General features: G+C 69.0%; 26 protein-coding genes. 5 read left to right on the top strand and 21 right to left on the bottom strand.

Annotation, left to right across the window (positions count from 1 at the left end; genetic code table 11):
- Positions 1-133: 133 nt before the first annotated feature.
- Genes EVS83_RS05540 through EVS83_RS05510 form a run of 7 tightly spaced genes read right to left on the bottom strand, consistent with a single transcriptional unit; the run spans position 134 to position 9,126 of the window.
- Positions 134-463: a P-II family nitrogen regulator gene (locus EVS83_RS05540; protein ID WP_133500041.1), complete on the bottom strand. Its 330-nt coding sequence runs from the start codon at positions 461-463 to the stop codon at positions 134-136.
- Positions 460-3,573, bottom strand: a complete 3,114-nt coding sequence (locus EVS83_RS05535) for an efflux RND transporter permease subunit (protein WP_133500040.1) — start codon at positions 3,571-3,573, stop codon at positions 460-462. The genes EVS83_RS05540 and EVS83_RS05535 overlap by 4 nt, the downstream gene beginning before the upstream one ends.
- Positions 3,574-3,610: 37 nt before the next feature.
- A complete protein-coding gene (locus EVS83_RS05530) occupies positions 3,611-4,753 on the bottom strand; it encodes an efflux RND transporter periplasmic adaptor subunit (protein WP_133500039.1) in 1,143 nt (380 codons plus the stop codon).
- Positions 4,750-6,057, bottom strand: a complete 1,308-nt coding sequence (locus tag EVS83_RS05525; RefSeq protein ID WP_133500038.1) for a TolC family protein — start codon at positions 6,055-6,057, stop codon at positions 4,750-4,752. The genes EVS83_RS05530 and EVS83_RS05525 overlap by 4 nt, the downstream gene beginning before the upstream one ends.
- Positions 6,058-6,116: 59 nt before the next feature.
- A complete protein-coding gene (locus EVS83_RS05520) occupies positions 6,117-6,509 on the bottom strand; it encodes a hypothetical protein (RefSeq protein WP_133500037.1) in 393 nt (130 codons plus the stop codon).
- Between the two features lie 38 nt (positions 6,510-6,547).
- Positions 6,548-7,171 (bottom strand): cation efflux transmembrane domain-containing protein, encoded by a 624-nt coding sequence (locus tag EVS83_RS05515; RefSeq protein WP_133500036.1) that lies wholly within the window; start codon positions 7,169-7,171, stop codon positions 6,548-6,550.
- A gap of 2 nt (positions 7,172-7,173) precedes the next feature.
- Complete coding sequence (locus EVS83_RS05510; protein WP_133500035.1) at positions 7,174-9,126, bottom strand: cytochrome c/FTR1 family iron permease; 1,953 nt, start codon at positions 9,124-9,126, stop codon at positions 7,174-7,176.
- A gap of 62 nt (positions 9,127-9,188) precedes the next feature.
- Between EVS83_RS05510 and EVS83_RS05505 the strand changes: the two genes are divergently transcribed.
- Together EVS83_RS05505 and EVS83_RS05500 are read left to right on the top strand one after the other, a co-directional pair.
- A complete protein-coding gene (locus EVS83_RS05505) occupies positions 9,189-9,614 on the top strand; it encodes a MerR family transcriptional regulator (protein WP_246022788.1) in 426 nt (141 codons plus the stop codon).
- Positions 9,611-11,245 carry an NAD+ synthase gene (locus EVS83_RS05500; RefSeq protein ID WP_133500034.1) on the top strand — a complete coding sequence of 545 codons (1,635 nt, stop codon included), beginning with the start codon at positions 9,611-9,613 and terminating at the stop codon, positions 11,243-11,245. Before EVS83_RS05505 ends, EVS83_RS05500 begins: the two co-directional genes overlap by 4 nt.
- On the opposite strand, the gene lpdA is transcribed toward EVS83_RS05500, so the two are convergent.
- The 9 genes from lpdA to EVS83_RS05455 all read right to left on the bottom strand — a co-directional run bounded on the left by lpdA (position 11,242) and on the right by EVS83_RS05455 (position 21,173).
- Positions 11,242-12,648, bottom strand: coding sequence for a dihydrolipoyl dehydrogenase (lpdA, locus tag EVS83_RS05495; RefSeq protein ID WP_133500033.1), 1,407 nt, complete (start codon positions 12,646-12,648; stop codon positions 11,242-11,244). The genes EVS83_RS05500 and lpdA overlap by 4 nt on opposite strands.
- A gap of 54 nt (positions 12,649-12,702) precedes the next feature.
- The gene (locus EVS83_RS05490; RefSeq protein ID WP_133500032.1) at positions 12,703-13,971 is read right to left on the bottom strand and encodes a sodium:proton exchanger; all 1,269 of its coding nucleotides are present in this window, start codon (positions 13,969-13,971) and stop codon (positions 12,703-12,705) included.
- A gap of 245 nt (positions 13,972-14,216) precedes the next feature.
- Entirely contained in the window at positions 14,217-16,025 is a 1,809-nt protein-coding gene (locus tag EVS83_RS05485; RefSeq protein WP_133500031.1) for a 2Fe-2S iron-sulfur cluster binding domain-containing protein, read from the bottom strand.
- Entirely contained in the window at positions 16,022-16,741 is a 720-nt protein-coding gene (locus tag EVS83_RS05480) for a hypothetical protein (protein ID WP_166636815.1), read from the bottom strand. Before EVS83_RS05480 ends, EVS83_RS05485 begins: the two co-directional genes overlap by 4 nt.
- Positions 16,734-17,105: a hypothetical protein gene (locus tag EVS83_RS05475; RefSeq protein ID WP_133500029.1), complete on the bottom strand. Its 372-nt coding sequence runs from the start codon at positions 17,103-17,105 to the stop codon at positions 16,734-16,736. The genes EVS83_RS05480 and EVS83_RS05475 overlap by 8 nt, the downstream gene beginning before the upstream one ends.
- A complete protein-coding gene (locus EVS83_RS05470) occupies positions 17,105-17,614 on the bottom strand; it encodes a DUF305 domain-containing protein (protein WP_246022787.1) in 510 nt (169 codons plus the stop codon). The genes EVS83_RS05475 and EVS83_RS05470 overlap by 1 nt, the downstream gene beginning before the upstream one ends.
- Before the next feature lie 49 nt (positions 17,615-17,663).
- Positions 17,664-18,236: a hypothetical protein gene (locus EVS83_RS05465; protein WP_133500028.1), complete on the bottom strand. Its 573-nt coding sequence runs from the start codon at positions 18,234-18,236 to the stop codon at positions 17,664-17,666.
- A 73-nt stretch (positions 18,237-18,309) separates the two neighbouring features.
- Positions 18,310-20,769 (bottom strand): heavy metal translocating P-type ATPase, encoded by a 2,460-nt coding sequence (locus tag EVS83_RS05460; protein WP_133500027.1) that lies wholly within the window; start codon positions 20,767-20,769, stop codon positions 18,310-18,312.
- On the bottom strand, positions 20,766-21,173 hold the full coding sequence (locus EVS83_RS05455) for a heavy metal-responsive transcriptional regulator (RefSeq protein WP_133500026.1): 408 nt from the start codon (positions 21,171-21,173) through the stop codon (positions 20,766-20,768). The genes EVS83_RS05460 and EVS83_RS05455 overlap by 4 nt, the downstream gene beginning before the upstream one ends.
- A gap of 152 nt (positions 21,174-21,325) precedes the next feature.
- Here EVS83_RS05455 and EVS83_RS05450 point away from each other — a divergent pair, with 152 nt between their 5' ends.
- The gene (locus EVS83_RS05450; protein WP_166636814.1) at positions 21,326-21,748 is read left to right on the top strand and encodes a DUF305 domain-containing protein; all 423 of its coding nucleotides are present in this window, start codon (positions 21,326-21,328) and stop codon (positions 21,746-21,748) included.
- Positions 21,749-21,809: 61 nt separating this feature from the next.
- Here EVS83_RS05450 and EVS83_RS05445 read toward each other — a convergent pair whose 3' ends face one another.
- The 5 genes from EVS83_RS05445 to EVS83_RS05425 are packed head-to-tail and all read right to left on the bottom strand — an operon-like array spanning position 21,810 to position 24,996.
- Positions 21,810-22,169 carry a four-helix bundle copper-binding protein gene (locus EVS83_RS05445; RefSeq protein WP_133500024.1) on the bottom strand — a complete coding sequence of 120 codons (360 nt, stop codon included), beginning with the start codon at positions 22,167-22,169 and terminating at the stop codon, positions 21,810-21,812.
- A 60-nt stretch (positions 22,170-22,229) separates the two neighbouring features.
- On the bottom strand, positions 22,230-22,802 hold the full coding sequence (locus EVS83_RS05440; protein WP_246022786.1) for a DUF411 domain-containing protein: 573 nt from the start codon (positions 22,800-22,802) through the stop codon (positions 22,230-22,232).
- A complete protein-coding gene (locus EVS83_RS05435; protein ID WP_166636813.1) occupies positions 22,799-23,296 on the bottom strand; it encodes a YybH family protein in 498 nt (165 codons plus the stop codon). The genes EVS83_RS05440 and EVS83_RS05435 overlap by 4 nt, the downstream gene beginning before the upstream one ends.
- A gap of 16 nt (positions 23,297-23,312) precedes the next feature.
- Positions 23,313-24,140, bottom strand: coding sequence for a c-type cytochrome (locus tag EVS83_RS05430; RefSeq protein WP_133500022.1), 828 nt, complete (start codon positions 24,138-24,140; stop codon positions 23,313-23,315).
- Between the two features lie 13 nt (positions 24,141-24,153).
- Entirely contained in the window at positions 24,154-24,996 is an 843-nt protein-coding gene (locus EVS83_RS05425) for a copper resistance protein B (RefSeq protein ID WP_246022785.1), read from the bottom strand.
- Positions 24,997-25,057: 61 nt separating this feature from the next.
- On the opposite strand from EVS83_RS05425, the gene EVS83_RS15615 reads away from it, so the two are divergent.
- Positions 25,058-25,225: a hypothetical protein gene (locus tag EVS83_RS15615; protein ID WP_166636812.1), complete on the top strand. Its 168-nt coding sequence runs from the start codon at positions 25,058-25,060 to the stop codon at positions 25,223-25,225.
- Positions 25,226-25,300: 75 nt separating this feature from the next.
- Positions 25,301-25,468, top strand: coding sequence for a hypothetical protein (locus EVS83_RS15610; RefSeq protein ID WP_166636812.1), 168 nt, complete (start codon positions 25,301-25,303; stop codon positions 25,466-25,468).
- Positions 25,469-25,517 lie beyond the last annotated feature (49 nt).

Raw genomic sequence — 25,517 nt, 5'->3', positions numbered from 1 at the left:
ACGATTGAATTGCCGGCGCGCTTCCCGGCCGGGCGTGGCCATGCTTGGTGCAGCACAGTGCCCTCGCATCTGCGCGCAGCTCCGTCAGCTGTGCGGACCTCAATACCTTTGGTCGTCAGCCGTGCGGCATTGATCACACGGCACCCGGGTCTTCGCTGATCCGGTGGGCTGCTTCGACGGGCAGGACGTATATCCAACCGGCGTCGGTCTGGCCGGTGCGTCCGTACAGCCGGAAGAGTTCCACGGCTCGGGGGACGTCCCCGTCGGCGCAGAACATCTCGATCTGCAGTTCGTTGACGATGGGCTCCCCGAACTCGACCGAATACTGCTGTTCACGGCGATTGAGGGCCGTCAGCAGCCCCTTGACGTCGAACACGCTGATCCGGTCGAACCCGCCCGCACCGAGTCGGTGCAGGAGGTCCGCGGCGCGGTGTCGATGGATGTAGGCCTTGATCTGCTTCACGGGGTGACCTCCTGGCGGCGGCGTTCGGCCCGGTCCTCGAGCCACTCGTAGAGCACGGGCAACAGGATCAACGTCAGAAGCGTCGAGCTGATGAGGCCACCGACAACGACCGTCGCGAGCGGTCGCTGTGTCTCCGCGCCAACGCCGGATGACAGCAGCATCGGAACCAGCCCGAGGATCGCGACGCTCGCAGTCATCAGAACCGGTCGCAACCGCATGGCGGTGCCTTGCACCACGGCCTCACGCACCGACAAGCCCTTCTCGCGCAACTCGTTAAGGAAGCTCACCAGCACGATGCCGTTGAGCATCGCCACGCCGAACACCGCGATGAATCCGATGGCCGAGGGCACCGAGAGGTACTGACCGGTGACGAACAGCGCGATCAGTCCGCCGATCGTTGCGAACGGCACGTTCGCCAGGATCAGCGCTGCGTATTTAAGTGAGTTGAACGCGGTGTAGAGCAGCACGAAGATGAAGAAGATCGTGATCGGCACGATCAGCGCCAGCTTTGCAAGGGCGCGCTGCTGGTTCTCGAACGCCCCGCCCCACTCCACCCAGTAGCCCGGCGGCAGCTTCACGCTTTTCGCGAGCGCGGCATTGGCGTCCGTGACAAAGCTGTCGACGTCGCGTCCGCGGACATCCATCTGGATCACGGCATAGCGCTGCAGCTGCTCCCGACGAACGAAGGAATAGCCTTCGGCGACCTCGATCGTCGCTACCTCCGACAAGGGCACCAAGGCCCCCGCTGCCGTGCGCATGGGGATCCGGCGCAGATCTTCGACGGTCGCCCGGCTCTCGTCGCCGAGCCGGACTGCGATGTCGAACCGTTTCACGCCGTCGAGCAGGACGCTTACGGGTTCGCCGCCCAAGCCGTTGCGAACGATCGTGAGCACGTCTTCCGCATTCATGCCGTGCCGGGCCATCTCGTCGCGATTGACGCGGATGCGGATCTGCGGCTTGCCGATGTTGGCCTCGAGCGCGAGGTCCGCGACGCCCGGCACCTTCTCGAGCGCCGTCTTGACGCGCCCGCTGAGTCGATCGAGCTCGCCTAGGTTCTCGCCATAGAGTTTGAGCGCGAGCGTTGCGCGCACGCCCGACATAAGCTCTTCGACGCGCATCTGGATGGGCTGGGTGTACCCGGGTACGACATTGGGTACGACCTCTTCCAGCGTCTTCTGCATGTCCGCTTCGAGTTGCTTGATGTCACGCCCGGACGTCCACTCGTCCTCGGGCCGCAGGGCCGTGTAGATCTCCATGTAATTGACGTCGGCCGTCTCGCCCTTCTCGGCGCGGCCAATCATGGCGAGCGTGGTTTCCACCTCCGGAAACCTCTTGAAGGCCGCGGCGATCGTGTTGCTGGTGCGGATCGATTCGTCGAGCGACGTCGACGGAATACCCGTAACGCGCCACATGATCGAGCCTTCCTGCAACTGCGGCATGAACTCCTTGCCCAGGAACGGGAAGATCGCAAGACTGCCGACCAGCGCGGCGATCGCACTGATGACGACGACCTTTTTCCGCGCCAGCGCCTTGCCAAGCAGTGGCCCGTACACGCGCTTGATCCTGGCGACGAGCCATGTGTCGCGCTCGGGCTTGGGCTTGAGGATCAGGGCCGCGAGCACAGGGATCAGCGTGAGGCTCAGGATCAGCGAGCCCGCCATCGCGAACGCGATGTTGAAGGCCATCGGCTTGAACATCTTGCCCTCGAGGCCCTCCAGCGAGAACAGCGGCAGGAACACCACGATGATGATGATGATCGCGAAGGCAATTGGGTTGGCAACCTCCTTCGCTGCCGCCAGCACTGCCGAAGTGCGGTCCACTTTCTCGCCATGCTCGAGCCGCTCGGCCATGATCCGGAAGGCGTTCTCGACCATGACGACCGCGCCATCGACCATCATGCCGATGCCGATCGCGAGGCCGGCGAGCGACATCAGGTTCGCCGACAGGCCAACCTGTCCCATGCCGATGAAGGCGATGAGCATCGCGAGTGGCAGCGTGATCACGACCACCAGCGCCGACCGCACCTCGCCCAGGAACAGGAAGAGGATCACGGCAACCAGCAGCGAGCCCTCGACCAGGGCGCGCACTGCCGTTTCGACCGCCTTGTTCACTAGGTCGGTGCGCTCGTAAATGGGCCGCAGCACCATCGTCTTGGGTAGGGCCGCACGCGCGGTGTCGACCTTCGCCTTGACGGCCTCGACCACGTCCTTGGCGTTTTCGCCAATACGCGCGAGCGCCTGCCCCATCACGACTTCCTGGCCGTCGCGGGTGACGGCGCCGAACCGCGGCGCAGGCGCCTCGACCACGGCCGCGACGTCGCGCAGGAATACCGGCACGCCATCCTCGGCCTTGAGCACGATCGCGCCGATGTCCTCCTTACTCTTAAGCAGCCCCAGACCGCGCACCAGGAATTGTTCCCGGCCCACGTCCATGACGTTGCCGCCAACCTGCCCGTTGTTCGCCGGCAGCGCGTCTATGACGTCTTTGAAGCCAAGCCCGCGCGCGTAGAGCCGTTGCGGATCGATCTGTACCTGGTACTGGCGCTCGCCGCCGCCCCAGGAGCTCACATCATCGACGCCGGGCGCCGTGCGCAGGATCAGCCGCACGGTCCACTCCTGCCATGTGCGCAGGTCCATGTCAGTGACCTGCTCTTTGGAAACGCCCTTGGCACGCTCGACCGTGTACCAGTAAACCTGGCCGAGGCCCGAGGTGTTCGGCCCCATGGAAGGCTTGCCGTAGCCTTCGGGCAGACGGTCGCCGATTTCCTGCAGGCGCTCGCCGACCAGCTGGCGGGCGAAGTAGATGTCCATGTCGTCCTGGAAATAGACCGACACGAACGACAGGCCGAACAGCGAGACCGAGCGGATTTCCTGGACCTTCGGCAGCCCCGCGAGCGCCGACTCCACCGGCGTGGTGAGCAGCTCTTCGATGTCTTCGGCGGCCAGGCCCGGGGACTCGGTGTAGACGTTCACCTGCACGGGCGTCACGTCCGGGAACGCATCGATGGGCACGTTGCGCACGGCGTTCATGCCGAGGAACGCGACCACGGCGAAGATGATGATGACCAGGAACTTGTACCGAAGCGAAGCTTCGACGAGGCGGTTCAGCATGAGCTGCCTCCCGTTCCACGCAGCAGGGGCAGACGGCTCATTCGTCCTCTCCCAGTTGCGACTTCAGCATCTGCGACTTCAGCGTGAATGCGCCCGTGGCGACGACGACGTCGCCGGCTTTGAGGCCCTCGCGCACGATCGTTCGATCACCGATCGCCTCGCCGACGCGCACGGGCACCGGCTCGAGCGCGCCCGTGGCGTTGCGTCGGAACACCACCGTTTCGCCCTGCAGCTGCACGAGCGCGTCGCTCGGTACGGTCAGTTCGGTGACGCTGCGGTTGCCAACGCTCGCATTGGAGCCGGCGTCGAAGAAGACTTCGACGAAGTCACCGCCGTGCAGGGTGTCGCCCTTGTTGGCCACTTCCACGCGCACGGTGGCATTGCGCGTTGCATCCGACGTGCGGTGCGCGCTCAGCAACACGGTACCCGGCAGACGCTGGCCATTGAACAGGACCGTCGCCGCGCGACCGGACTCGATGCGCGCGACGCTTCCTGCCGGCAAGCGTGCATCGACCCAGACCGTCGATTCTTCGACAAGGCGATACAACGCCTTGCCCGGCTCGACGCGCTCGCCCACAACGAAACTGTCTTCGGTAATACGCCCGGCGTGCGGTGCGGTCAGGGTGAACTGCCCGTTGACCGTGCCCGTCGCCGTGCCGGGCAACCCATACGCCTGCGCCTTGGCGCGTGCGCGGTCGAGGGCGACGCGCGCTTCCATGATGCGGCGGCCCGCCACGGCTTCGGGTCCGAGGGCGGCCATGCGGCGATATTCCTGCTCCGCGATGCGAAGGTCGGCTTGTGCATCCGAAACATCAACGCTGGCAAGCGTCACCAGTGGCGCACCGGCCCGCACTTCATCGCCGAGCTTGGCGTGGCGGCGCACGATCAACGACTCGACGCGCGGCGTGATCAGCGTGGTGTTGTAGGAGTTGTCGATCACCTCGCCCGGTGCGCGCAGCTGTTCGCTGAGCGAGGACGGTCGCAACGTTTCGAGTTTGATGCCGGCGGACTGTAATGCAGCCGGGTCGAGCTTGATCGCTGAAGGCGCGGCCTCCTCGGCCTGCGCAGGGGTTGCCTCGGCTGGGGCAACCTCGGACTCTTTCTTGCAACCGGGCAATGCCAAGCTCAGAGCGAGCGCCACGGCCAGGGTTGAAAATCGAAGCATGGGATTCGTTCTCATGGGGTGGCCTCCAGCCCGGCCCAGCGTTCGAGCTGTCCGGTGGCGGCGAGGTAATCGGTCCAGGCGCGCCAGACGCGCGCTTCGAGTTCGGCGCCCGCGAGCTGGGTGTCCAGCGTTTGCCGCAGTTGCACCAGGTAGTCGGACGGCGAGAGCTCGCCTTCGCGCAGAAGGCGCTCGAGAAGGCCGGTGCGGCGCTCGACATCGGTCCCGCGGCTGGCTTCCCACCGCGCCCACGCCTCCCGGGTCGCCGCGTAGGTCGACACCGCACGCAGGCGCTCGGACTCCAGTTCGAGGCGGATACGCGCGGCGTCGGCGCCCGCCACCTGCGCGTCGGCCTGCGCCGCGGTGACTTCCGCGCGGTAGCTGTTGCGCACGAACAGCGGGATGCTCACCGATGCGCCGAGCACGTTGTCCTGCAGCCCGTCCACGTCGATGCGGCCCGCCCGGACGGCGACGGTGGGATCGCCCCGCCGGTTTCGCTGGGCGACCGTGATGTCGCGCTCGGCGGCCAACGCGGCGGCTTCGGCGATCTGAAGGTCGGGCAGTTGCCCCACATCGCCCATTGCTGGAGCCTGCCGCGGCAACCGGTCGGTGGGAAGCGTGTCCACCGCGACGGTGGCCGGATCGCCACCGACACTGCGAAACCGCGCTTCGGCGTCAGCGACCTCGGCGAGCAGCCGGGATTGCTCGGCACGCGCCTCGTCAAGAGCGAGCTGGGCAAAGTCACGCTCAAGGCCCGAGATGTCCTGCGCCACGAACTGCCGGCGGGCCACTTCGACGAACCGCGTGACCAGCGCCAGACGCCGTTCTCCGGTCGCGACGCGCTGGCGCGCGGTCTGCAAATCCGCCCAGCTGGCGAACCACTGGCGCACGAAGTCGCGCTGGATGCGGCGCGCCGTCATTTCGGCCTGCGTCAACCGCGCCGCCGCGGCATCACGGCGGGCGCCGCGCTTGTCGTGCCAGTCGAGTGTCAGGCTCAGGCCGCCGGTGACACTGGTGTCCGGGCCCTCCTTGTCGACCGCGACCTCAACCTCGGGGTTGTACAGCGGCCTGCCTGCAGCATCGAGGCGGGCACGCGCAGCGGCCTGTTGCGCCCTTGCCGACGTGGCCGCCGGATGGTGCTCCCATGCCGCGCGCATCGCCTCGCGCAGGGATAGTGGCGCCAGCGTCGTCGCCAACGCCGGCACAGCGGGCGGCACAGGTGCGGCGGGAATGGCTGATAGGTCGGGCGGCGCGGCGTGCAGGGCGCAGGGCGCACACAGCACGGCGACGCACGCAGCAGACGCTGCGAGTCGCAAGAACATGGATGATCACTCCGAAGAAGACGGCAAACCGGGTGGCCCCGCACGGGGGCGCGCAGTGGTCAGGCCGTAATCGGAGGTCGGAAGGGACTGATCAGAGGGGCGACGCGGTGCGCCCGCGGCAAAGCGCCCGCCGGGGCATCGGCCTGCAGTTCGGAAAGCGGCTGGAAACCGACCGCCGGCAGCGCGGCCAAGGTTGTGCCGCAGCAATGCACAAAGCTCAGCAGACTGTGAAGCGACGCGGCCTGCCTGCCCTCGCCGGCGGCGGGCCCGGACGTGGACATTCCCCTCGTGTCGGCCGAGCTGTACTCAACGCTGCCGTGCCCGCCATGTGCAAACTCGTGCAACTCGCTGACGGAGTCGACAACCGGGCGCAGCAGCAACGCCAACGCGAACAGCACGATCGCCAGAAGGCGAATCGTAGATGCGCAGCGGCGGCGGATTCGGGACGTCATCGGGGGCAGATTACCGGTGAACTCGCAGGGATACTATTTCAACCACCGTTTTCACCGGGAGTCGGCGCCGCAGCAGTGCTCGTGGCCTGGCGAAGGATTTCGATGGCCTCCTTCAGGATGTACAGACCGATCACCGCGCCAATGACGAGGTCCGGGGTGGCCGATCCGGTCAGTGTCACCAGCACGCCCGCCAGCAGTACGCCGACGTTGGCGACCACATCGGCGCGCGTGAAGATCCAGCTCGCTCGAAGATGGACTTCGCCGGTGCGGAACGCGGCGAGCGAGCGCAGGACGTACAGGTTGACGGCGAGCGAAAGGCACGCGGTCGCGATCATCCAACCGCCGACGGGCTCGGCACCGTCTACGTATCGACGGCCGACTTCGACCAGCACGCCCAAGCCCAGGGCGCCAAGCACCGCGCCACTTAGTCCAGCGGCACGCCGCTTGAACATCCCGCTGCGGCCCAACGCCGCCAGCCCGATCGCGTAGGCGGTGGCGTCCGACAGCATGTCGAGCGCGTCGGCGAGCAATCCCGAGGAGTGCGCCCACCAGGCGGCCAGCGCGCCCAGCACGGCCATGGTCGCGTTCAGGACGAGCGCCACCCTGAGCGTGCGGCGCTCGGCCGCCGTCTGCGCCTCGAGATGGCAGCCGCAGTCGGACATGCTCAGCGCCCCTTCCCGGTGGCCTGCGGCGCGCGCGCCGCCCAGAGGTAGCCGAGACCGGCGATTACCGCGACGGCGAGCTGGGCGACGAGCGATTGTGCGGTGGGATACAGGCCCAGCCAATCAACGCGCGGTGCATGCAGCACGGTCTGGGAAATCCATCCGGCTTCCTGGAGTGCCGCGGTGCCCTTGCCGGCCAGCACGACCGCGAGGATCGCGATGAGCACGGCGCTCACCGAGAAGAACGTGCCGACCGGCAGGCGCATGCCGGCGCGCAGCAGCGCCCAGGCGATCACGGCCAGCAAGCCGATGCCCGCAGCGAGGCCCCCGACGATCGCGGCGCTGTCCTGCGGGGTCCACATCGCGGCGTAGAACAGGATGGTCTCGAAGACTTCGCGATACACGGCGATGAAGGACAGTCCAAACAGGAACATCGCCGAGCGCCCGGTGAGCACCGCGGACATCCGCTCGCTGAGGTATTGCTGCCAACGCCCCGCGGCGCTCTTGCCGTGCATCCAGATCCCGACGCTCAGGAGGACGAGCGCCGCGAACAGCGATGAAAGTCCCTCGGTCACTTCGCGGTTCGCGCCGCTGATGCCGACGAGGTACGTGGCGGCCGCCCAGGTGACGCCGCCGGCGAGCAACGCACCCACCCATCCGGCATGCACGTAGCGGATGGCATCCGCGCGCTGGGCCTTGCGCAGGAAGGCCAGCATGCCGACCACGATCAGCAGCGCTTCCAGGCCTTCGCGCACGAGGATGGTGAAACTGCCCGCGAACGCGGCGGCCGATGACGTCGTCTTGTCGGCCAGAGCGACTTCGATGCGATCAAACACGCCCCGAACCGCATCGGCTTGCGCACGTACCTCGCGCACCGGCGCGCGCGCCTGGATGCGGGTGCGCAGCTCGGACATGGCGGCCTCGATTTCGCGCAACAGCGCGGGATCGCGCGTGGCGAGCGTGGGTTCGATCGGCTCGATGCCGTCGAGGTAGGCCGAAAGCGCGCGCTGCGCCGCCTGCGCGGGCTGCGCCGGGTCGTAGCTCTCGACGGCCTCGGCCAGGCGCTGGCGTGCCACGGCGAGCGTCGGGCCCGGCGAGGACGCGCGCGGCGACGCCGCCGGGGCCAGGGCGCCAGGGTTGGCCCGCAGGTAGGCGGTGATGGCGCGCGCGTTTTCGGCGCCCAAGCGCAGGGCCAGATCGTCCTCGCGCGACTGCGCCAGGCTCGCGAGGTCGGGCACGGCTGCGCGTGCGGCCGCGTTCGCCGCCCAGAGCTGTTGCCCGCGAGTGCGCAACGCATCATCGGCGGACAGGCCGCCGACGTAGAACGCGAGGTCCCAGCGTTGCTGCGCCGGCAACCCGGCAAAACTGGGCATCGCCGTCCCGCTCAAGCCTTGGGAAATGACCTGGTAAAGCGCGAGCGGCGAACGCTGGATCGCGCGGCCGTGGTCGGTGAACGCCACCGGTCGCGGATCCAGCGAGGCGGCCGCCGGGCCGTCGCCCGCACCGGTACCGCCGTGACACGCGCTGCACTGCGCGGCGTACAGCGCCGCGCCGCGTGCACGGTCGGGCGCGGATTCGGGAACCGCGTCGATCGGATACGCCTCCAGGACCTGGCGGGCGAGCGCGTGGGCGGCGCTCGCGACGGCAGCGGGCGCGGCGCGTTCGGCAACGAGTCGTTGCAGCTGCCCTGCCCCGGCGATGCGCTCGGCCTTCCCCGGCGCAGCGGGCAGCGCCGCCAGCTTCTGGCCGATCGTCGATGCGAATTCCTGCATCTCCGCGTATTCACCGGCGTTGGCCACGTCGCCACGTGCATCGACGGCGCCACCGTAGTCGACGGCGATGTATTCCAGCAGCTGCCACGCCTGCCGGGCCTCGGTCGCGGCGTCCGTCGCCCAAAGCGCAGGGGCGGCGAGCAAGGCCAGGATCAGGAGGAGGACGCGGGCAACAGGGCGCATCAGCGCTTCACGTGACGGGTTGGCGCGCAGTTTAAAGTCCGTAGCTCCTACAGAGTCAACAGATGCGAATGAAAATCAGTGACGCCGCCCGGGTGTCCGGCTGCCACCTCGAGACCGTGCGGTATTACGAACGCATCGGCCTGCTGCCGCCGCCGGCCCGGACGGAATCCGGCTACCGCGACTACGCCGAGGCCGACGTGGAGCGGATCCGCTTCATTACCCGCAGCCGGGATCTGGGCTTCAGCCTGGACGAGATCCGCAGCCTGCTGCAGCTCGATCAGGACCCCTCGCTCACCTGCGAGCAGGTCACTGCGCTGGCGCAGACGCATCTGGCGGCCGTGTATGCGCGCATGGAGGATCTCAAGCGCGTCGCGCAGGAGCTGGAGCGCGCGATCAGCGGCTGTCGGGGTGGCGACCGCGCCCACTGCACGGTGCTGAGCGCGCTGAAAGACGCCGCGCCCCGTCGCGCGTTGGCGAAGGCGCGATGACGCTGCGCATCGCGCTCGCGCAGTTCGATTTTCCCGTGGGCGCGATCGCGTCGAACGCCGAGCAGATCGGCTCGCTGATCGCGCGCGCGCGCGACGTGCACGGTGCGCAGCTGGTCGTCTTCCCCGAGTTGTGCGTCAGCGGTTACTCGCCCGAGGACCTGCTGCTGCGACCGCAGTTCCTGGCCGACTGCACCGCCGCCGTGACGCGGCTGGCCGCGCAGGTCCACGGCATCACCGCGGTGGTCGGCTGGCCCGAGGCCGCCGGCGCGGTGGTTTACAACGCGGCGAGCGTGCTCCGGGACGGGCGCATCGAGGCCACGTATCGCAAGCGTGACCTGCCCAACCACGCGGTGTTCGATGAGCGCCGCTATTTCGAGGTGGATCCCGACGGTGGCGTGTGCGTGTTCGACGTCGACGGCGTGCCGATCGGTCTTTTGATCTGCCAGGACCTGTGGGGCCTGGAGCCCATGCTCGAGACCGCAGCAGCCGGCGCGGCGCTGGTCGTGGTGCCCAATGCTTCGCCGTTCGAGCGCGACAAGCACGCCGAGCGCGATGCCTTGCTGGCCGAGCGGGCCGCCGGCGCGGGCTGCGCGATCGCCTACGTCAATGTCGTGGGTGGGCAGGACGACACGGTGTTCGATGGCGCGAGCCTGCTGGCCGACGCGGACGGCAGCGTGCATCCGGCTGCGACCAGCTTTACTGCGCAGTTGCTGGTGGCGGACTTCCACGCGAACACCGGGCGGTTTGACCGGGCGTCCTGGCCGACCGACGCCGACGAAAGCACGATCGGCTTGATGTACCGCGCGATGGTGCGCGGCACGCGCGACTACTGCCGCAAGAACGGTTTCGACAAGGTCTGGCTCGGGCTGTCGGGCGGCATCGACTCGTCGCTGGTGCTTGCAGTCGCGGTCGATGCGCTGGGCCCGGAGAACGTCACAGCGGTGCGGCTGCCGTCGCGCTATACCGCCGGGCTGTCGAACGACCTCGCCGCCGACCAGTGCGAACGGCAGGGCGTCACCATGCTGACGCTCCCGATCGCCAAGCCGTTCGAGGGTTATCTCGACACGCTCGCCCATACGTTCGAGGGTCGCGACGTCGACACGACCGAGGAAAATCTTCAGTCGCGCATTCGCGGCGCGATGTTGATGGCGCTGTCGAACAAGTTTGGCGGCTTGTTGCTCACCACCGGCAACAAGAGCGAATACGCCGTGGGCTACGCGACGATCTACGGCGACATGGCCGGCGGCTATGCGCCGATCAAGGACGTCTACAAGACGGACGTGTTCCGCCTCGCCCGTTGGCGCAATACCGTCGGCGACGCGGTGATTCCCGAAGGGGCGATCGAACGGCCGCCTTCGGCCGAGCTGCGCGAAAACCAGAAGGACGAGGATTCGCTGCCGCCCTACCACGTGCTCGACGCCATTCTCCAGCGCCATGTCGATGGCGAGCAGTCGCGCGATGAGATCGTGGCGGCGGGGTTCGATGCGGGCACCGTCGAGAACGTGCTCAAGCTGGTGCGCACGTCCGAATGGAAGCGACATCAAGCCGCCCCCGGGCCGAAGCTCACGCGACGCGCGTTCGGTCGTGAGCGTCGTTATCCGATCAGCAACGGCTACCGCGACCCGCCCTAGATGTGCCGTGCCCAGCCGTTGACGGCCATGGCGGCTTCCTTGAGCGCTTCGGGCAGGGTCGGGTGCGCGTGGCAACTGCGCGCGACGTCGTCCGCCGAGCCGTTGAACTCCATCGCCACCACGGCCTCGTGGATCAATGATCCCGCCTCCGGTCCGACGATATGCACGCCAAGGATGCGGTCGGTCGTCGCGTCCGCAAGCACCTTGGCGAGCCCGTCCGTCTGCGCCTTGGCACGCGCGCGGGCATTGGCGGCGAAGGGAAATCGGCCCACCCGGTAGGCGATGCCGGCGTCGCGCAATTGCTCCTCGGTCTGGCCCACTGATCCAACTTCCGGCGCGGTGTAGATCACCGCCGGGATCGCAGCGTAGTTCACGTGGCCCGGAAGGCCGGCCAGCTGTTCGGCGAGGGCGACGCCCTCTTCGCTCGCCTTGTGGGCCAGCATCGGGCCGCCGATGACGTCCCCAATCGCATAGACCCCCGCCGCGTTGGTCTTAAAACGCGAATCGACGCGGATGAAGCCGCGTGCATCGCGCTCGATCCCAAGTGCTTCGAGATCGAGACCCGCCGTGTGGGGACGTCGTCCGATGGCGACCAGCACACGGTCGGCCTGCAGCGCCTCAAGCGCCCCGCCAGCCGCCGGCTCGACGGTCAGAGTGACGCCGCTCCCCTCGACGGTGGCACCGGTCACTTTCTGTCCGAGCCGGAACTCGATGCCCTGATCCGCCAGCGCCTTGTACAGCACGCCCGCGATCTCGGTGTCCATGCCGGGGGTGATGCGGTCCAGGTATTCCACGACCGTGACGCGCGCGCCGAGGCGGCGCCAGACCGAGCCCAGTTCGAGGCCGACGTAACCCGCGCCCACGACGACCAGGTGCTGCGGCACTTCGGGAAATGACAATGCACCGGTCGACGACACGATGCGGTCCTCGTCGACCGCGACGTTCGCAAGCGGCGCGCTTTCGGAACCGGTGGCGGTCACCACCGAGCGGGCGGTGATGATGTCCTTGCTGCCGTCCTCGCCGGTGATCTCGATGCGACCGGGCTCGAGCAGCCGGCCCGTGCCGATCCGACGCTCAACGCCCTGCTTGCGCAGCAAGCCGTCGATCCCGCGGCCGAGCCCGGCGACGACCTCGTCCTTGTGCGCGAGCATCCGCGCCAGGTTCAGTCGCAGCCCCTCGAATTCGACGCCATGTGCCGCGAATTCGTGCGATGCGGCGGCGAATCGCTCGGACGATTCCAGCAGCGCCTTCGACGGGATGCACCCGACATTGAGGCAGGTTCCGCCGAGGCGGCGGCGTTGCTCGATACACACCACCTTGAGTCCGAGCTGTCCTGCCCGCAACGCGAGTGGGTAGCCGGCGGGGCCGCCGCCGATCACGGCAACGTCGAAATCGCTGGGCATGGTCGTGCTCCTGGACCGGAAGCGCCGACGGTACGGTCCGTAGCCGCTACGGGGTCAAGCGACGGGCGAATCCGCGGCAGCGCCGCCGGGCTCGGGACGCAGCCCGGCGTGCACGAGGCCGGGAAGTCGTCGCACCTGGGCCAGGAACAGAAGCGCGGCGAGGCCGAGGTAGATGTAGGCGGCATAGGTCAGCATCGCGACTTCCCGCACCGGATCGGCGCGGTAGAAGAACGCCACGAGCACCTGCACGACGAACAGGGTCGCCAAGATCGCCGCGCTGGCCATGCTCAGGCGCAGGCGCATCAAAAGCGTGAGCGCGAACAGCGACTGTGCGGCCGTCAGCAGGAACTCTTCGTGCTGTCGCGCATCCAGGGGTAACGCGACGAGATGGCCCGCGCCCACGCTCATCGCAATGGGCAACATGCCCACCAGCAGGGTCCACTGGTTGATCTTGTCGCTGATCATTGTCGACAGCGCCGCCCGCGCGCGGCCGTCCAGAACGAAAAGCACCGCGATCGCCACCGCCGGCGCTTCGCTGGCCAGCGGCGCGAGCCATTGGATCAGCAGGAACTCGTCCATCCCCAAACGTCGGCCGGATGCCACGAGCGCCTCGGCAAACGGCTCCGCCGAGAGCAGGATGATGGCCGCCGAGAGCACCGTCATCGCGCCCATGGTGGCCCACCGCGCGCCCGGTCGCAGCTTGGCGATCACAGCGCCGGGCCCGGGTTCCTCACTCTCCGGCTCATCGTCTTCGTTGGAGGCGCGCGACGTGCGCCACAAATACGCGCCGAACAACGTAGCGAGCACAACGAAATCAACCACGCTGATCGTGTTCTTCCACACGATCACGAAGGCATAGAGGCTTGCGATCGCCAGGAACATGAACTCCACCGCGTTTTCGCGCAGCAGCGCGATCCCGCGCTCGTGCGAGCGCCAGGCATGCAGGCCCACCATCAGTGGCCATGCGAGCCCGATGAGCATGCGATTGGCGCCGGTCATGTTGGCCGCCGCGTAGGCCACGTAGCCCGACGCGGGGTCCTGTCCGGCGCGAAGGGCGTAGTAGAAGTCGACCGCGTATTCGGGCAGGACCGTGACCAGCGCCACCAGCGCCACGATGAAGCCGGTGGCGAGGTAGCGCTCGGCGGCCTCCGCACCCCAGGACAGGAGAAAGCCGGCGGCGAGAATTGCCACGCCGAACAGGGCGGCACCAAGCAGCGGCGCCAGCGCCAGCCCGCCCAAGCGGACCACCACAGCGGGCGTGGCAGTGGCCAGCGCCATGCCCACGGGAACCGCGAATTGCCCAAAACCCGCGCTCTTTTGCATGGTGCCTCCTGGAATTCAAAGGGTTAGAGCGCGACGCGTAGGCGTCGGTGATCGCCACGCCGCCGCGGCGCCGCTCGCAGAAACCGTCCCGGTGACCGTCGGACTGCGTGGGGAGCACGCTCCATCGGTCGCGAGCCCGGCCGGATTGCCGCACGGAGCACATAGCGGCGGTGCCCGCCACGGCCGGGAGGTTGCTGCACGCGGTTGCGCTCGCCCGGCATTCGCGACTTGACGCCAAGGCAGCGTCAGCCGAAGTCGTCATAGGCGATGCGTGCGGGCTCCACGCCGATGTCCGCCAGCAGGGACCGTGCCGCGTCCAGCATGGCGGGCGGACCACACAGGTAGAACTCGCACTCGGCGAGGGCGCCGTGCGAATGCAGCAACCCGTCGTATACCGCCTCGTGGATCCAGCGTGGCCCGCCGGTGGCGTTGCCCCACTCGGAGTACACGACGTGCACGTCCACATGCGGATGCGCGGCGTCGAGCGCCAGCAGCTCCTCGTGATACGGCACCTCATCGGGGGTGCGCGCGCCGATCCACAGGTGCATGCGCTCGCGGCCGCCGGCCTCAAGACGCTCCCAGAGCATCGCGCGAAGCGGCGCGACGCCCGCGCCCCCGCCGATGAAAATCTTCTCGCGCGTCCCCGGCTTGAGCCGGAACGCGCCGAACGGCCCACGGAACTGCATTCGATCCCCGACTCGACGGCTGAAGAGATAACCCGACCCGCGTCCGATCCAGCCGGCGTCGGGCAGGCCGTGCTCCAGGCGCACAAGAAGGGGCAACGCGCCGTCACTCAGGCTCGGGGTCAGGCTGGGCGAGTACGCGCGCACCAGGCTGCGCGCGAACGCGATTGGACGCGCATGCGCGAGCAGTGACGCCGGCAACGGCGCGCGCGGGTCGGAGACCGCCTCCGCGTCGACCTCGAAGGCCGGGATGTCGAGCTCGATGAACTGGCCGGCCGCCAGCGGCGGCAGCGCGGACGCCGGTCGCAGCACGATCTCGCGCAGCGTCGGGCTGATCGGGGTGATGCGCTCGATGCGCGCCACATGCAAGGCCATGGCGTCGCGCGTCGGCACGTGCACCGACAGGCCCTCGCGCACGGGCAACGCGCATGCGAGGCGTTCGCCATGGATCAGGCGCTCGCGCGGCAGCCGCGCCCGATCGCCCGCACCCGGCCGCGGCACGCGGCCGTCGACCTTGACCGCGCATTGGCCGCAGGTCTGCCCGCCCCCGCACTGCGACGGCAGGTGCAGCCCGGCACGGGCGAGCGCCGCAAGGACCGTTTCACCTTCGCGCGCCGGCACCGTAACGCCGAGTGCATCGTCGGCGTGCAGCACGCGCAGCCCACCGCGGCGGCGCCATGCGCGCGGCCGCAGCTCGCCCTGCGCGACGCTGAAACCCAGCAGCCACAGGCCGCTGATCGCCAGCAGCACACCCCCGCCCGCGGTGGCCACCACCAGCGGGTGGTTGAAGTCGGCGCGCCCGGTGTAATCCATGATGTGCAGCATCCAGGCGATGTCGAACCACCGGAACGCGTCGGTGCGGCGCTCGAGAATCCGGCCGTCCTGCGCGCTGACGTAGAGCGTGGTGTGGGCGTCGTCGGCGAACGGAACTCGCCAGAGCGGGCCGGCGTGGCCGCGCGCCTCGAGCGGCGCGCGCTCCAGTCGCTCCGGCGTGCCGGGCCCTACGGCGCCGCTGTAGTCGCGACTGGCGATCGTGCGCGCGGTCGCGGGGTCGATCTCGATCGTCGCGCCGGTATAGGCATCGCGCAGCACGCTGGTCTCGCCGTGGCTCACGCGCCAGACCGGCGTGTCCAGCAGCCATGCGGACTCGATGCGCTCGGCGGATCGTCCATGCGCGGCCAGGATCTCTCCGGGCGTGCGGGTGCCTTGAGGCCACGTGCGCGTCGCCGGCGCCGGCGCGCGCGTCGCGGCGCCTTCGACCGCGGCCGGATCGAGCAGGCTCATCGTCAACCCACTGGCGAGCCACAGCACGACCTGCAGGCCGATGACGAGGCCCAGCCAGCGATGCACGCGCGCGAGCCACGGCTTCATCGACGCCGCCCGACGGTGAAACGCAACAGGCCCACGCCCGCGAGTGCGAAGGCAAGGCCGAGGGCGGCCAGCACGCGAAGCCACGGCGTGCCGATGTCCTCGCGCTCGCGGTAATCCATGATGTGCAGCATCCACAGCACGTCGAACGCGCGCCACAGATCGTGGCGCGTGGCCAGCCGTTCGTGCGTGTCCGGCGCGAGGTACAGCGTCGTGGCGATCGCATCGTCGAAGGTGACCTGCCACATCGGCGCCGGGCGCGAGCCCACCTCGCGCGGAGCGTGCGTCAGCCAGCGCACATCGGCGATCGCGCCTTGGCCGGTGTAGAGCTGTTGGGCGAGTGCACGCGCGCCGGCCGCGTCGAGCGGGGCGATCGATGCGCCGGTGCGTGCGTCCTGCAACTGCGTGCGGCCGGCCCCGCGGATCTCGTAGACGGCGCGTCCGTCGGCGAGCGCCTTGAGCCGCACGGCCTCGACCGCGTCATCGGTGGCGGGCGGGACGAAGGGCCCGGCGGGCAGCAGTGCGGGCCGATGACGGGTCACGTGGTCGCCGTGGATGACGTCGATGGAGATCGCCGTCATGTACAGGCCGCTGGCCATCCACAACAGCGCCTGCAGCCCCACCACCAGCGCAAGCACGCGGTGGAGCTGGCGCCAGGCGCGCCCGTTGCGGGGTGGCGTCGTCGACCCCGCCTCCGTGCCCCGCCCCGCCTCAGGCATCGGCATCCGGCGGCACGGGCCGCAACCGGGGGCGCTCGCCCAGCGCGCGGTGCGCACCCGCGAGCGCCTCGCGCAGCGCGTCGCGGTGGCCTTGCGCCGCCTCGACGATGGCCGGCTCCTGCGCGATGCGCAGCAGCACCGTGCGGAATTCCGGGCTCATGTCCGCCATCGCGCGCACGGCCAGGTACGCCATGTCGTAGGCACCGGCCGCGAGCTGGATCTGCTGCGTCGCCGCCGCCCCGCTCGCGGTCAGCGCCGACTGCACGCCGCCGAGCGTGTCGTTGAGCTGGCCGACCCGCCCATGCAGCTGGCCGATCATCTGCTGCGTGGCCTGCACGTACTGCCGGAACTCGGCGTCCTCCATCAGCGCGCGCCTTCGGCCAGCAGGGCCTTCATCTGGTCGATTTCGCGGCGCTGGCCGACCATGATGTCGGCGCACAGCGCCTTGATGCGCGGGTCGGTGATCTTCGCCTTGCCGCACATCAGGATCGCGCCGGAGTGGTGCGGGATCATCGAGCGTAGGAACTGCCGATCGCCGATGCCCGCCTGCGTGCGGATCAACATCCAGAGCACGGCGGTCAGCAGAAGGCTTGCGCCGATCAGGATCGCGTTGAGCCGGCGGTCGCGATACATCATGCCCATCAGCGCGAGCTCGATCGCCACCATCGGCGCGGCCATCAGGCCCGCCATGTAGACCTGGTTCGAACTCATGTACACGCTGCCGATCGAGTCGACCATCGCGTACATCAGCACGTACATCACCGCGAACGAGACCAGCGCCATCAGCGCCAGGCGCCGGTAGTGCGACGGTGCTTTCGCGCCGCCGGCGGTGGTCGACGGTGCGCCATGCGCGGCGTGCGGATCCATGTTCATCGCCATTCTCCGTTGAAGGGCGGCGCCCGGTGCGGGCGCCGCCGCAGGCTCAGCCGCCGGTCTGCGTCGTGGTGCCCGTCATCGGGCAGTCGCGTACCGGCGTCTTGGAGCCGACCTGCACCACGCGTGTGAGCATGTAGCTCTGGCCCATCGGCATGCCTTCGACCTGCACGTAGACCGGATCGCCAGCATTCATGCCGCCCTTCTTGATCTGCGCGTCGATCTCGGCCGTGTTGTCGACCTTCATCGCCTGCGCACTGCCGCAGGCGCGGAACGTGCCGGCGGTGTACCAGCCGGCCTGCGTGCTGGTGCTCATGCCGGTCGCGCCCTTGGCGGCGTCCGCCGCGGCATGTCCGTCGCCGTGGGCCTTGGTGGCCGCGTCCATCGCCGCGTGCTCCTGCGCGCTCATGCCCGCCATCGGGTCGGCGGCGCCCGGTGCCGCGTCGGCGGTTGTGCTCGCGGTCGCATCGGTCGTGGCCGGCGTGGCCGCCGGTGCGGCGGCGGCCGCATCCGTTGTGGGCGTCGCCGACGCGGTGTCCGCGTTGGTATCGGCGTTGTTGGCGCACGCGCCGAGCGCGAGCGTGGTGCCGAGCAGCAGGGGGACTAGCAGGATCGTCTTCATGGGGTGACTCCTTGGGGGAAAGACCGGGTCGGTCGGGAACAGGTGCAGCGCGGCATGCCATCGGGAACGAGGGTCAATGGCATGACGCGCGCTGCGAGGGGGGCGGCGACGGCGGCGCCGGCGTCGCGGGTTCGGTAATGCGGTTGAGCCGTAGCGCATTGGCCACGACCGAGAACGAGGACAGGCTCATGGCGAGCGCGGCGATCATCGGGCTCAACAGCCAGCCGGTGACCGGGTAAAGCACGCCCGCGGCCAGCGGCACGCCGAGCGCGTTGTAGACCAGCGCAAACGCGAGGTTCTGTCGCATGTTGGAGACCGTCGCCTGCGAAATGTGCCGCGCACGCGCAATGGCCCGCAGGTCACCGCGCACCAGCGTCACGTGCGCCGTCGACATGGCCACGTCCGTGCCGGTGCCCATCGCAATGCCGACGTCGCTTGCGGCAAGCGCGGGTGCATCGTTGATGCCGTCGCCGGCCATCGCGACCACGCGGCCCTGCGCCTTGAGCTCGGCCACCAGCGCGGCCTTGTCCTCGGGCCGGACCTCGCCGTGCACCTCCTCGATGCCGAGCGTGCGCGCGACGGCCTGCGCGGTGGTGACGCCGTCGCCGGTCGCCATCACGACCCGGATCCCGACCTGGAGCAGCTCACGCAGGGCGACACCGGCACTGTCCTTGATCGGGTCGGCGACCGCGATCAGCCCCGCCGCTTGCCCGTCCACGGCCAGGAACATAACGCTGGCGCCCTGCCCGCGCAGGCGCTCGGCGTCCTCGCGCAGCGGCGTGACATCGATCGCAGCATCGACCATCAGCTGCGTGTTGCCCAAGCGCAACGCCTGGCCCTCGACCTGCCCGCGCACCCCGAGCCCGGTAACCGACTCGAACCCGGCCGCCGGCGACAGCGGCAGGTGCCGCGCGTGGGCCTCGGCGACGATGGCCGCGGCGAGGGGATGCTCGCTGCCGGCATCCAGCGAGGCTGCCAGGCGCAGCACGTCGGTCGCAACAAAGCCGTTGGTGGCCAGCAGGTCGAAAAAGCGGGCCCGGCCCTCAGTTAGCGTGCCGGTCTTGTCCACAATCAGCGTGTCGACCTCGCGCAGGCGCTCGAGCGCCTCCGCGTCGCGGAACAGCACGCCGGCGTGGGCGGCGCGGCCCGTCGCGACCATCACCGACATCGGCGTGGCGAGGCCCAGCGCGCACGGGCACGCAATGATCAGCACCGCCACCGCGTTGAGTAGCCCGTAGGTCCACGATGGCTCGGGGCCGAACAAACCCCACACCAGCAGCGTGGCCACCGCGATGGCGAGCACGGCCAGCACGAACCAGTAGGCGGCCCGATCGGCCAGGCGCTGCAGCGGCGCACGCGAACGCTGCGCAGTGGCCACCAGCTGCACGATCTGCGCTAGCACGCTGCCCTCGCCCACCGCACGCGCCTCGATGACCAGGCTGCCGGTGGTGTTCAAGGTCGCGCCGATCACGCTCGCGCCCGGCGCCTTCGAAACCGGAACCGGTTCGCCGGTGAGCATCGACTCATCCACGTTCGACTGCCCCTCCAGGACGACGCCATCGACCGGCACCTTCTCGCCGGGGCGTACGCGCAAGCAGTCGCCGACCTGCACGGCCTCGAGCGCCACGTCTTCTTCGGTCCCATCCGCGCCCAGCCGACGCGCCGTCTTGGGCGCGAGGCCCAGCAGCGCGCGGATCGCGCCCGAGGTCTGCGAGCGCGCGCGAAGCTCGAGCACCTGGCCGAGCAGCGTGAGCGATACGATCGCGGCGGCCGCCTCGAAGTACACACCGACGCGGCCATGCGCATAGAACGCTGCGGGGACCAGCCCGGGCGCGACGGTGGCCACGACGCTGTAGAGGTACGCCGCGCCCACGCCGGTGCCGATCAGCGTCCACATGTTCGGACTGCGGTTCGCGATCGAGTGCGCCCAGCGCACGAAGAAAGGCGCGCCGGCCCACAGCACGACCGGCGTGGACAGCACCAACTCAATCCAGCTGCGCGCGGCCGCGGACAACCCCGGAATCCGGTGCCCCGCCATTGCGAGCACCAGCACGACGAGGGTCAGCGGCAGCGTCCGCCAGAACCGGCGCGTGAAGTCGACGAGTTCAGGCACCGGACCTTCGTCGGCCGTCGGCATCAACGGCTCAAGCGCCATGCCGCAGATCGGACAGCTGCCCGGCACGTCCTGCCGGATCTGCGGATGCATCGGGCACGTGTACACCGTGCCGGCCCTCACCGTTTCAACCGGCGTAGCGGCAGAGGCGTCCGTGTGCGCGTGCCTGTGCGGCTGGGCGTGCACGTAGGGCTCGGCGTGCGGGTGCGCAGCCACCGCAGGGAACGCAACGGGCGGTGAGGCGGCCGCAACGTCGGCCGACGCCGACACAAGGTAGCGATCCGGTGTCTGCGCAAAGCGCTCGCGACACGACTCGGAGCAGAACACGAATAGACCGCCGCCATAGGAGAAGCGATGCGGCGAGTCGGGCGGCACGTGCATGCCGCAAACCGGGTCCGTCGCGGTGCGCGCCTGGCTCATGCGCGGGGCCTTTCATCGTCGAGCAACGCCGAACGGATCGGGCACTCGGTCACGGGACCGTGTCCGGGGCACGCCTGGATCATCGTGCGCAGCGCGTCGCGGATGCGGGTGAGCTGGCCGATGCGATCCTCGATCTCGCCGAGCTTCGCGCTTGCCGCCGCTTTGAGGTTGCCGACGTTGCCGACGTGTTCGTCGGACAGCTCGAGCAGCTCGCGGATTTCGATGAGCGAGAACCCGAGCTGCTTTGCACGCAGCACGAAGCGCAGGCGCGGAATGTCGGCCTCCTCGTACTCGCGATAGCCGGACGCACGCCGCGCCGGCGGTGGCAGCAGGCCGTTGCGTTCGTAGTAGCGGACGGTGTCGATCGGAATCCCGACGCGCCGCGCAAGTTCGCCGATCTTCATGATCGTGTGCTCCCCGATCCATCGTGTTGAGTGCGCACTCGGGACACGAGTCCAGAGTCCGGTGTTTGACGCGTGCGGTTCACTGCACTTGCACCGCGCGGATGCGAAACAACGCCCACCGCTACCCCCGGCGGATCGGCAAGGAGATCACCATGAGCACCAAGAACCGACTGACCGTCCTCGCGCTCGTACTGGCCACCACGCTCGGCGGCGCGGCGATCGCGGTCGCGCACGAGACCGACAAGAAGCCCGCAGCGCAGAGTCATTCGATGGCGGGCATGAACCACGACATGGCCGGGATGGCCAACATGAGCGAGGGCAGCAAGCAGCTGCACGAGGTCATGATGAAGGGCATGAAGATGCACATGCAGGGACCCATGCCCATGACCGGCAACGTCGACACCGACTTCGCCACGATGATGACGATGCATCACCAGCAGGCGATCCAGATGTCGGACGTGCTGCTCAAGTACGGCAAGAACGCCGAGCTTCGTGCCCTGGCGCAGAAGATGAAGGCGGCGCAGGCCGAGGAAATCCGGATCATGGCCAAGTACAAGGCGCCGGCGAAGAAGTAACCGCCGGTGCGACACGCACGTGGAACGGCCCCGCCTCGGCGGGGCCGTTCGCATGGGGCGGTTACATGCCACCGGACATCGCACGGCAGCTCTCCGCGCAGCGGCGACAGGCTTCGGCGCAGCGCTGCATCGCCGCGTCATCGCCCATCGACTCGCACGCCTGCGCGCACATGCGGCAGACCTCCGCGCAGGCGCCGCACGTGGCGGTGTGCGCCTGCACGCCGCGCAGCATGGCGTTGGCCGACACGGTGCAGATCTCCGCGCAGGTCTGCATCAGCCCGATGTGCTCGGGCTTGGCGTGCTCGCCGCCCATCTGGAGGCAGTGGCTGATGGTCTCGATGCAGATCGCGGCGCAGTTGAAGCAGTTGGTGATGCACTGGTTCATCTCGGTGCTGCGGTGCTCGGCGGTGTGATGGCTCATGGTGGTAACTCCTTGTGGGTGCGGGCGTGGATCGGCGCGCCCGCCACGCCGCCCCGGGTGCTACTCCCCATGCGTGGCGAACGGGGTCGTGCCACCGTCCGCATTGATCATCTCCACCGTGTAGCGCTGCACGCGCCCGTCGGGGGCCTCCATGCCGGGCGAGCCCATCGGCATGCCGGGCAGGACCAGGCCGCGCGCGCTGCCGCGGTTCGCGAGCAGGCGCTTGATGTCCTCGGCCGGCACGTGGCCCTCGACGATGAGCCCGCCGATCTCGGCGGTGTGGCACGAGCCCTTGCCCAGCGGCACGCCCAGGCGCTTTTTCAACGGCTCCAGGTCCTCGCGCTGGTCGACCTCGACGGTGAAGCCTGCCTTGCGCAAGTGCTCGACCCATGCCGTGCAGCAGCCGCAGGTCGGGCTCTTGTGCACGAGCGCGATGGGAAGGCCGGACGCGCTCGCCGTGTTCGCGGCGATCGCTGAACTGGTTGGCGTTTTCACAGGGCCTGTCACATCCGGCGTGCGCTCTGCGGCAGCGACCGGCGTGACCGGAGCGGCATCTGTGGCGGTCTCCGGCGCCGGCGTGCACGCGCCCAGCACCGGCAACGCGAGCGCGGCCATGAGCACGAGCCGGCTCATGGCGTGGCCGCCTTGTTCGTGCGGGACGACCAGTGCACGTGCACGATGCGCCAGGCATTGCCGGCCTTGCGCATCACCAGCGTTTCCGTGCTCAGCAGCGGTTTTGCATCGCTGCCGGCCGCAGGCGTGATCTCGCTCTCGGTCGCGAGCCAGGCGGTGGTGCCCTGCATCTCACCCGCGCGGTGGGTCACCTTGACCGTGGCGCCCGCGAGGAACGCCGCATCGGCGATCGCGTGGTGACCCAGGTATTCCTCAAGCGAGCGTTCGGCGCCGCCACTTTCCAGGATCAGCACCTTTTCGTCGAGCAGCGTGCGGACGGTGTCGAAGTCGGCGCCCTTGATAGCAGCGCCGAAGCGCTCGGCGGTGGCGATCACGGGCGCGAGCGCGTCATTGTTGGACGGCGTCGACGCGGGCGCGGCATGTGCCTTTCCCTCGTGCGCAAGCGCGGTCGGCGCAGCGAGCAGGAGCGCGGTCAACAAGAGCGTGGTCTTCATGGCGGTTCCCCTTGGGTCAATGCGAATGCGGCGGCGTGCCGGGCGGATCGACGTGCCTGGGTGCGTCGGTGTGCGGCGGCGTGCCGGGTGCGTGCGTGTGGGCGGGCGCGGAACCGGCCGGCGGCGCGTCGTCATGCGGCGGCGTGCCCGGGGCATGCGTGTGCGTCGGCGCCGGGTCGTCATGCGCCGGCGCGCCGGGCGCATGCATGTGGCCGCCGGGCATCGGCATGTCCATCGCCATGTCCTCGTGCGACGGCTCGCCTTCGCCGTGATGGGGTTCGGCGCCCTCACCCGTCTCCCCGCCACCGTGCGAATGGCCGCCGCTGGTCGCCACCAGCGCGTCGTAGCCGGCCTTGTCGAGCTTGGGCAGGCGCTGCAGGAACGCGGCCATGTTCCAGAGGTACTCATCGCCCATGCTGGTGCCCCAGGCCGGCATGCCCGACGCCTTGATGCCGTGCTTGATCGTCCAGAACGCCTCGGCCGCATCGACCGTTTCGCGGGTCAGGTTGGGTGGCGTGGGATACAGCCCCTTGGACAGTTCCGTCGCCGCCATACCCGGCGCGAGATGGCACTGCGTGCACATCGCGTTGTAGTTGCCAGCGCCCTGCCGGATGCGCGCCTCGCTCATCAGGTCCTTCGGCGGCGTGAGCTGCGAGGCGCGCTTCTTGATCGATGCATCGCGCAGTTGCTCGAGCATCGCGTAGGTCATCGGGTAGTGCGGATCGTCGGCGGCGATGTTGTAGACGCCGGCGCGCACGAAGCCGAGCGCGGCGCCCGTGGCAAGTGCCAGCGCGGCGACGGCGAACACGGCGGACGTGGCCCATTTGCGGTGGTGCGGTCTCATGGAAGGTCCTCCCCTAGAACCAGAAACGGATGCCCGCGACGACGCGGGTGTCGGTGGCATCGAAGCCGTCATCGCGCCGCAGACGCGCGGTCTCGCCGAACGCGCGCTCGACCTCGACGCCGATGTAGGGCGCAAACCGACGCGTGATCTCGTAGCGCAGACGTGCGCCGGCCTCGACGGTGGACAGACCGGACCCCAGGCCGCGCGCGGGATCGCTCTTGCCGTAGAGATTCGCTTCGCCCTGCCACTGCAGGATCAAGCGGTTGGTCAGCAACGTGTCGTACTCGGCTTCAAGCGTCGCCGCGGTGCGGCCGCTGCCGCCGATGTAGGCGGTGGCCTCGACTTCGAACTTGTAGGGCGCCAGGCCCTGGACGCCGAAGGCGGCCCAGGTGCGATCCGGGCCCTCGCCGACGTCCTGGCGAACGCCGGCCACGAGGTCCCACCACGGGGTGACGCTGCGGCCGTAAAGCACTTCCAGGTTGCCCTGCTCCACCCGGCCGTCCTCGACGTCGCCTTCGGTGCGCAGCCACGTGCGATGGACGTCGCCGCCGATCCACGCAAGCCCTTCCCAGCCACCGGACTTCGCCGTGTCGGCAACCTCGAGCCGATCGACGAGCCAGAACGAGTTGCTGCGCTTGTCGTGGGCGGGGTGACCGGCACCGAGCGGCATGAACGCGGCCGCGCGATCGGCCTCGGTCACGGCCGGGATCGGCGTGCGCGGGGCCGCATCGGCGGGGAGGTCGGCGGGTGCCTGCATCCCCGGCATCGCCATGGCGCGGTGGTCCATGCCGGACATGTCCATGCCGCTGTGGTCCATGCCCGACATGTCCATCGTCGAGTGATCCATCCCCGACATGTCTGCATCAGCCTTGGCAGGTTCAGTCTGGCCCGGTGGCATCGCCATCGCGCCGTGGTCCATGCCCGACATGTCCATGGCGCTGTGGTCCATGCCCGACATCGCCGCCTCGCCCTTCGCGGGTGTTGCAGGCGTTGCCGGGGGCGCCGGTTTCGTCGCGGCGCCGTGGTCCATGCCGGACATGTCCATGCCGCTGTGGTCCATGCCCGACATGTCCATCGTCGAGTGATCCATCCCCGACATGTCTGCATCAGCCTTGGCAGGTTCAGTCTGGCCCGGTGGCATCGCCATCGCGCCGTGGTCCATGCCCGACATGTCCATGGCGCTGTGGTCCATGCCCGACATCGCCGCCTCGCCCTTCGCGGGTGTTGCAGGCGTTGCCGGGGGCGCCGGTTTCGTCGCGGCGCCGTGGTCCATGCCGGACATGTCCATGCCGCTGTGGTCCATGCCCGACATGTCCATCGTCGAGTGATCCATCCCCGACATGTCTGCATCAGCCTTGGCAGGTTCAGTCTGGCCCG

Origin of the sequence: Cognatilysobacter terrigena (genome assembly GCF_004361065.1) — a bacterium.
In the GTDB taxonomy this organism is placed as follows: domain Bacteria; phylum Pseudomonadota; class Gammaproteobacteria; order Xanthomonadales; family Xanthomonadaceae; genus Cognatilysobacter; species Cognatilysobacter terrigena.
The sequence above is the reverse complement of the archived record's forward strand: the minus strand, read 5'-3'. Positions and strand labels throughout refer to the sequence as shown.

What these genes read in the sequence shown, in the direction of transcription:
- EVS83_RS05535 (WP_133500040.1), bottom strand. Translation starts at nt 3,573, where the DNA reads ATGCTGAACCGCCTCGTCGAAGCTTCGCTTCGGTACAAGTTCCTGGTC.
- EVS83_RS05530 (WP_133500039.1), bottom strand. Translation starts at nt 4,753, where the DNA reads ATGAGAACGAATCCCATGCTTCGATTTTCAACCCTGGCCGTGGCGCTC.
- EVS83_RS05525 (WP_133500038.1), bottom strand. Translation starts at nt 6,057, where the DNA reads ATGTTCTTGCGACTCGCAGCGTCTGCTGCGTGCGTCGCCGTGCTGTGT.
- EVS83_RS05520 (WP_133500037.1), bottom strand. Translation starts at nt 6,509, where the DNA reads ATGACGTCCCGAATCCGCCGCCGCTGCGCATCTACGATTCGCCTTCTG.
- EVS83_RS05515 (WP_133500036.1), bottom strand. Translation starts at nt 7,171, where the DNA reads ATGTCCGACTGCGGCTGCCATCTCGAGGCGCAGACGGCGGCCGAGCGC.
- EVS83_RS05510 (WP_133500035.1), bottom strand. Translation starts at nt 9,126, where the DNA reads ATGCGCCCTGTTGCCCGCGTCCTCCTCCTGATCCTGGCCTTGCTCGCC.
- EVS83_RS05505 (WP_246022788.1), top strand. Translation starts at nt 9,189, where the DNA reads ATGCGAATGAAAATCAGTGACGCCGCCCGGGTGTCCGGCTGCCACCTC.
- EVS83_RS05500 (WP_133500034.1), top strand. Translation starts at nt 9,611, where the DNA reads ATGACGCTGCGCATCGCGCTCGCGCAGTTCGATTTTCCCGTGGGCGCG.
- lpdA (WP_133500033.1), bottom strand. Translation starts at nt 12,648, where the DNA reads ATGCCCAGCGATTTCGACGTTGCCGTGATCGGCGGCGGCCCCGCCGGC.
- EVS83_RS05490 (WP_133500032.1), bottom strand. Translation starts at nt 13,971, where the DNA reads ATGCAAAAGAGCGCGGGTTTTGGGCAATTCGCGGTTCCCGTGGGCATG.
- EVS83_RS05485 (WP_133500031.1), bottom strand. Translation starts at nt 16,025, where the DNA reads ATGAAGCCGTGGCTCGCGCGCGTGCATCGCTGGCTGGGCCTCGTCATC.
- EVS83_RS05480 (WP_166636815.1), bottom strand. Translation starts at nt 16,741, where the DNA reads ATGCCTGAGGCGGGGCGGGGCACGGAGGCGGGGTCGACGACGCCACCC.
- EVS83_RS05475 (WP_133500029.1), bottom strand. Translation starts at nt 17,105, where the DNA reads ATGGAGGACGCCGAGTTCCGGCAGTACGTGCAGGCCACGCAGCAGATG.
- EVS83_RS05470 (WP_246022787.1), bottom strand. Translation starts at nt 17,614, where the DNA reads ATGAACATGGATCCGCACGCCGCGCATGGCGCACCGTCGACCACCGCC.
- EVS83_RS05465 (WP_133500028.1), bottom strand. Translation starts at nt 18,236, where the DNA reads ATGAAGACGATCCTGCTAGTCCCCCTGCTGCTCGGCACCACGCTCGCG.
- EVS83_RS05460 (WP_133500027.1), bottom strand. Translation starts at nt 20,769, where the DNA reads ATGAGCCAGGCGCGCACCGCGACGGACCCGGTTTGCGGCATGCACGTG.
- EVS83_RS05455 (WP_133500026.1), bottom strand. Translation starts at nt 21,173, where the DNA reads ATGAAGATCGGCGAACTTGCGCGGCGCGTCGGGATTCCGATCGACACC.
- EVS83_RS05450 (WP_166636814.1), top strand. Translation starts at nt 21,326, where the DNA reads ATGAGCACCAAGAACCGACTGACCGTCCTCGCGCTCGTACTGGCCACC.
- EVS83_RS05445 (WP_133500024.1), bottom strand. Translation starts at nt 22,169, where the DNA reads ATGAGCCATCACACCGCCGAGCACCGCAGCACCGAGATGAACCAGTGC.
- EVS83_RS05440 (WP_246022786.1), bottom strand. Translation starts at nt 22,802, where the DNA reads ATGAGCCGGCTCGTGCTCATGGCCGCGCTCGCGTTGCCGGTGCTGGGC.
- EVS83_RS05435 (WP_166636813.1), bottom strand. Translation starts at nt 23,296, where the DNA reads ATGAAGACCACGCTCTTGTTGACCGCGCTCCTGCTCGCTGCGCCGACC.
- EVS83_RS05430 (WP_133500022.1), bottom strand. Translation starts at nt 24,140, where the DNA reads ATGAGACCGCACCACCGCAAATGGGCCACGTCCGCCGTGTTCGCCGTC.
- EVS83_RS05425 (WP_246022785.1), bottom strand. Translation starts at nt 24,996, where the DNA reads ATGTCGGGGATGGATCACTCGACGATGGACATGTCGGGCATGGACCAC.
- EVS83_RS15615 (WP_166636812.1), top strand. Translation starts at nt 25,058, where the DNA reads ATGCCCGACATGTCCATGGCGCTGTGGTCCATGCCCGACATCGCCGCC.
- EVS83_RS15610 (WP_166636812.1), top strand. Translation starts at nt 25,301, where the DNA reads ATGCCCGACATGTCCATGGCGCTGTGGTCCATGCCCGACATCGCCGCC.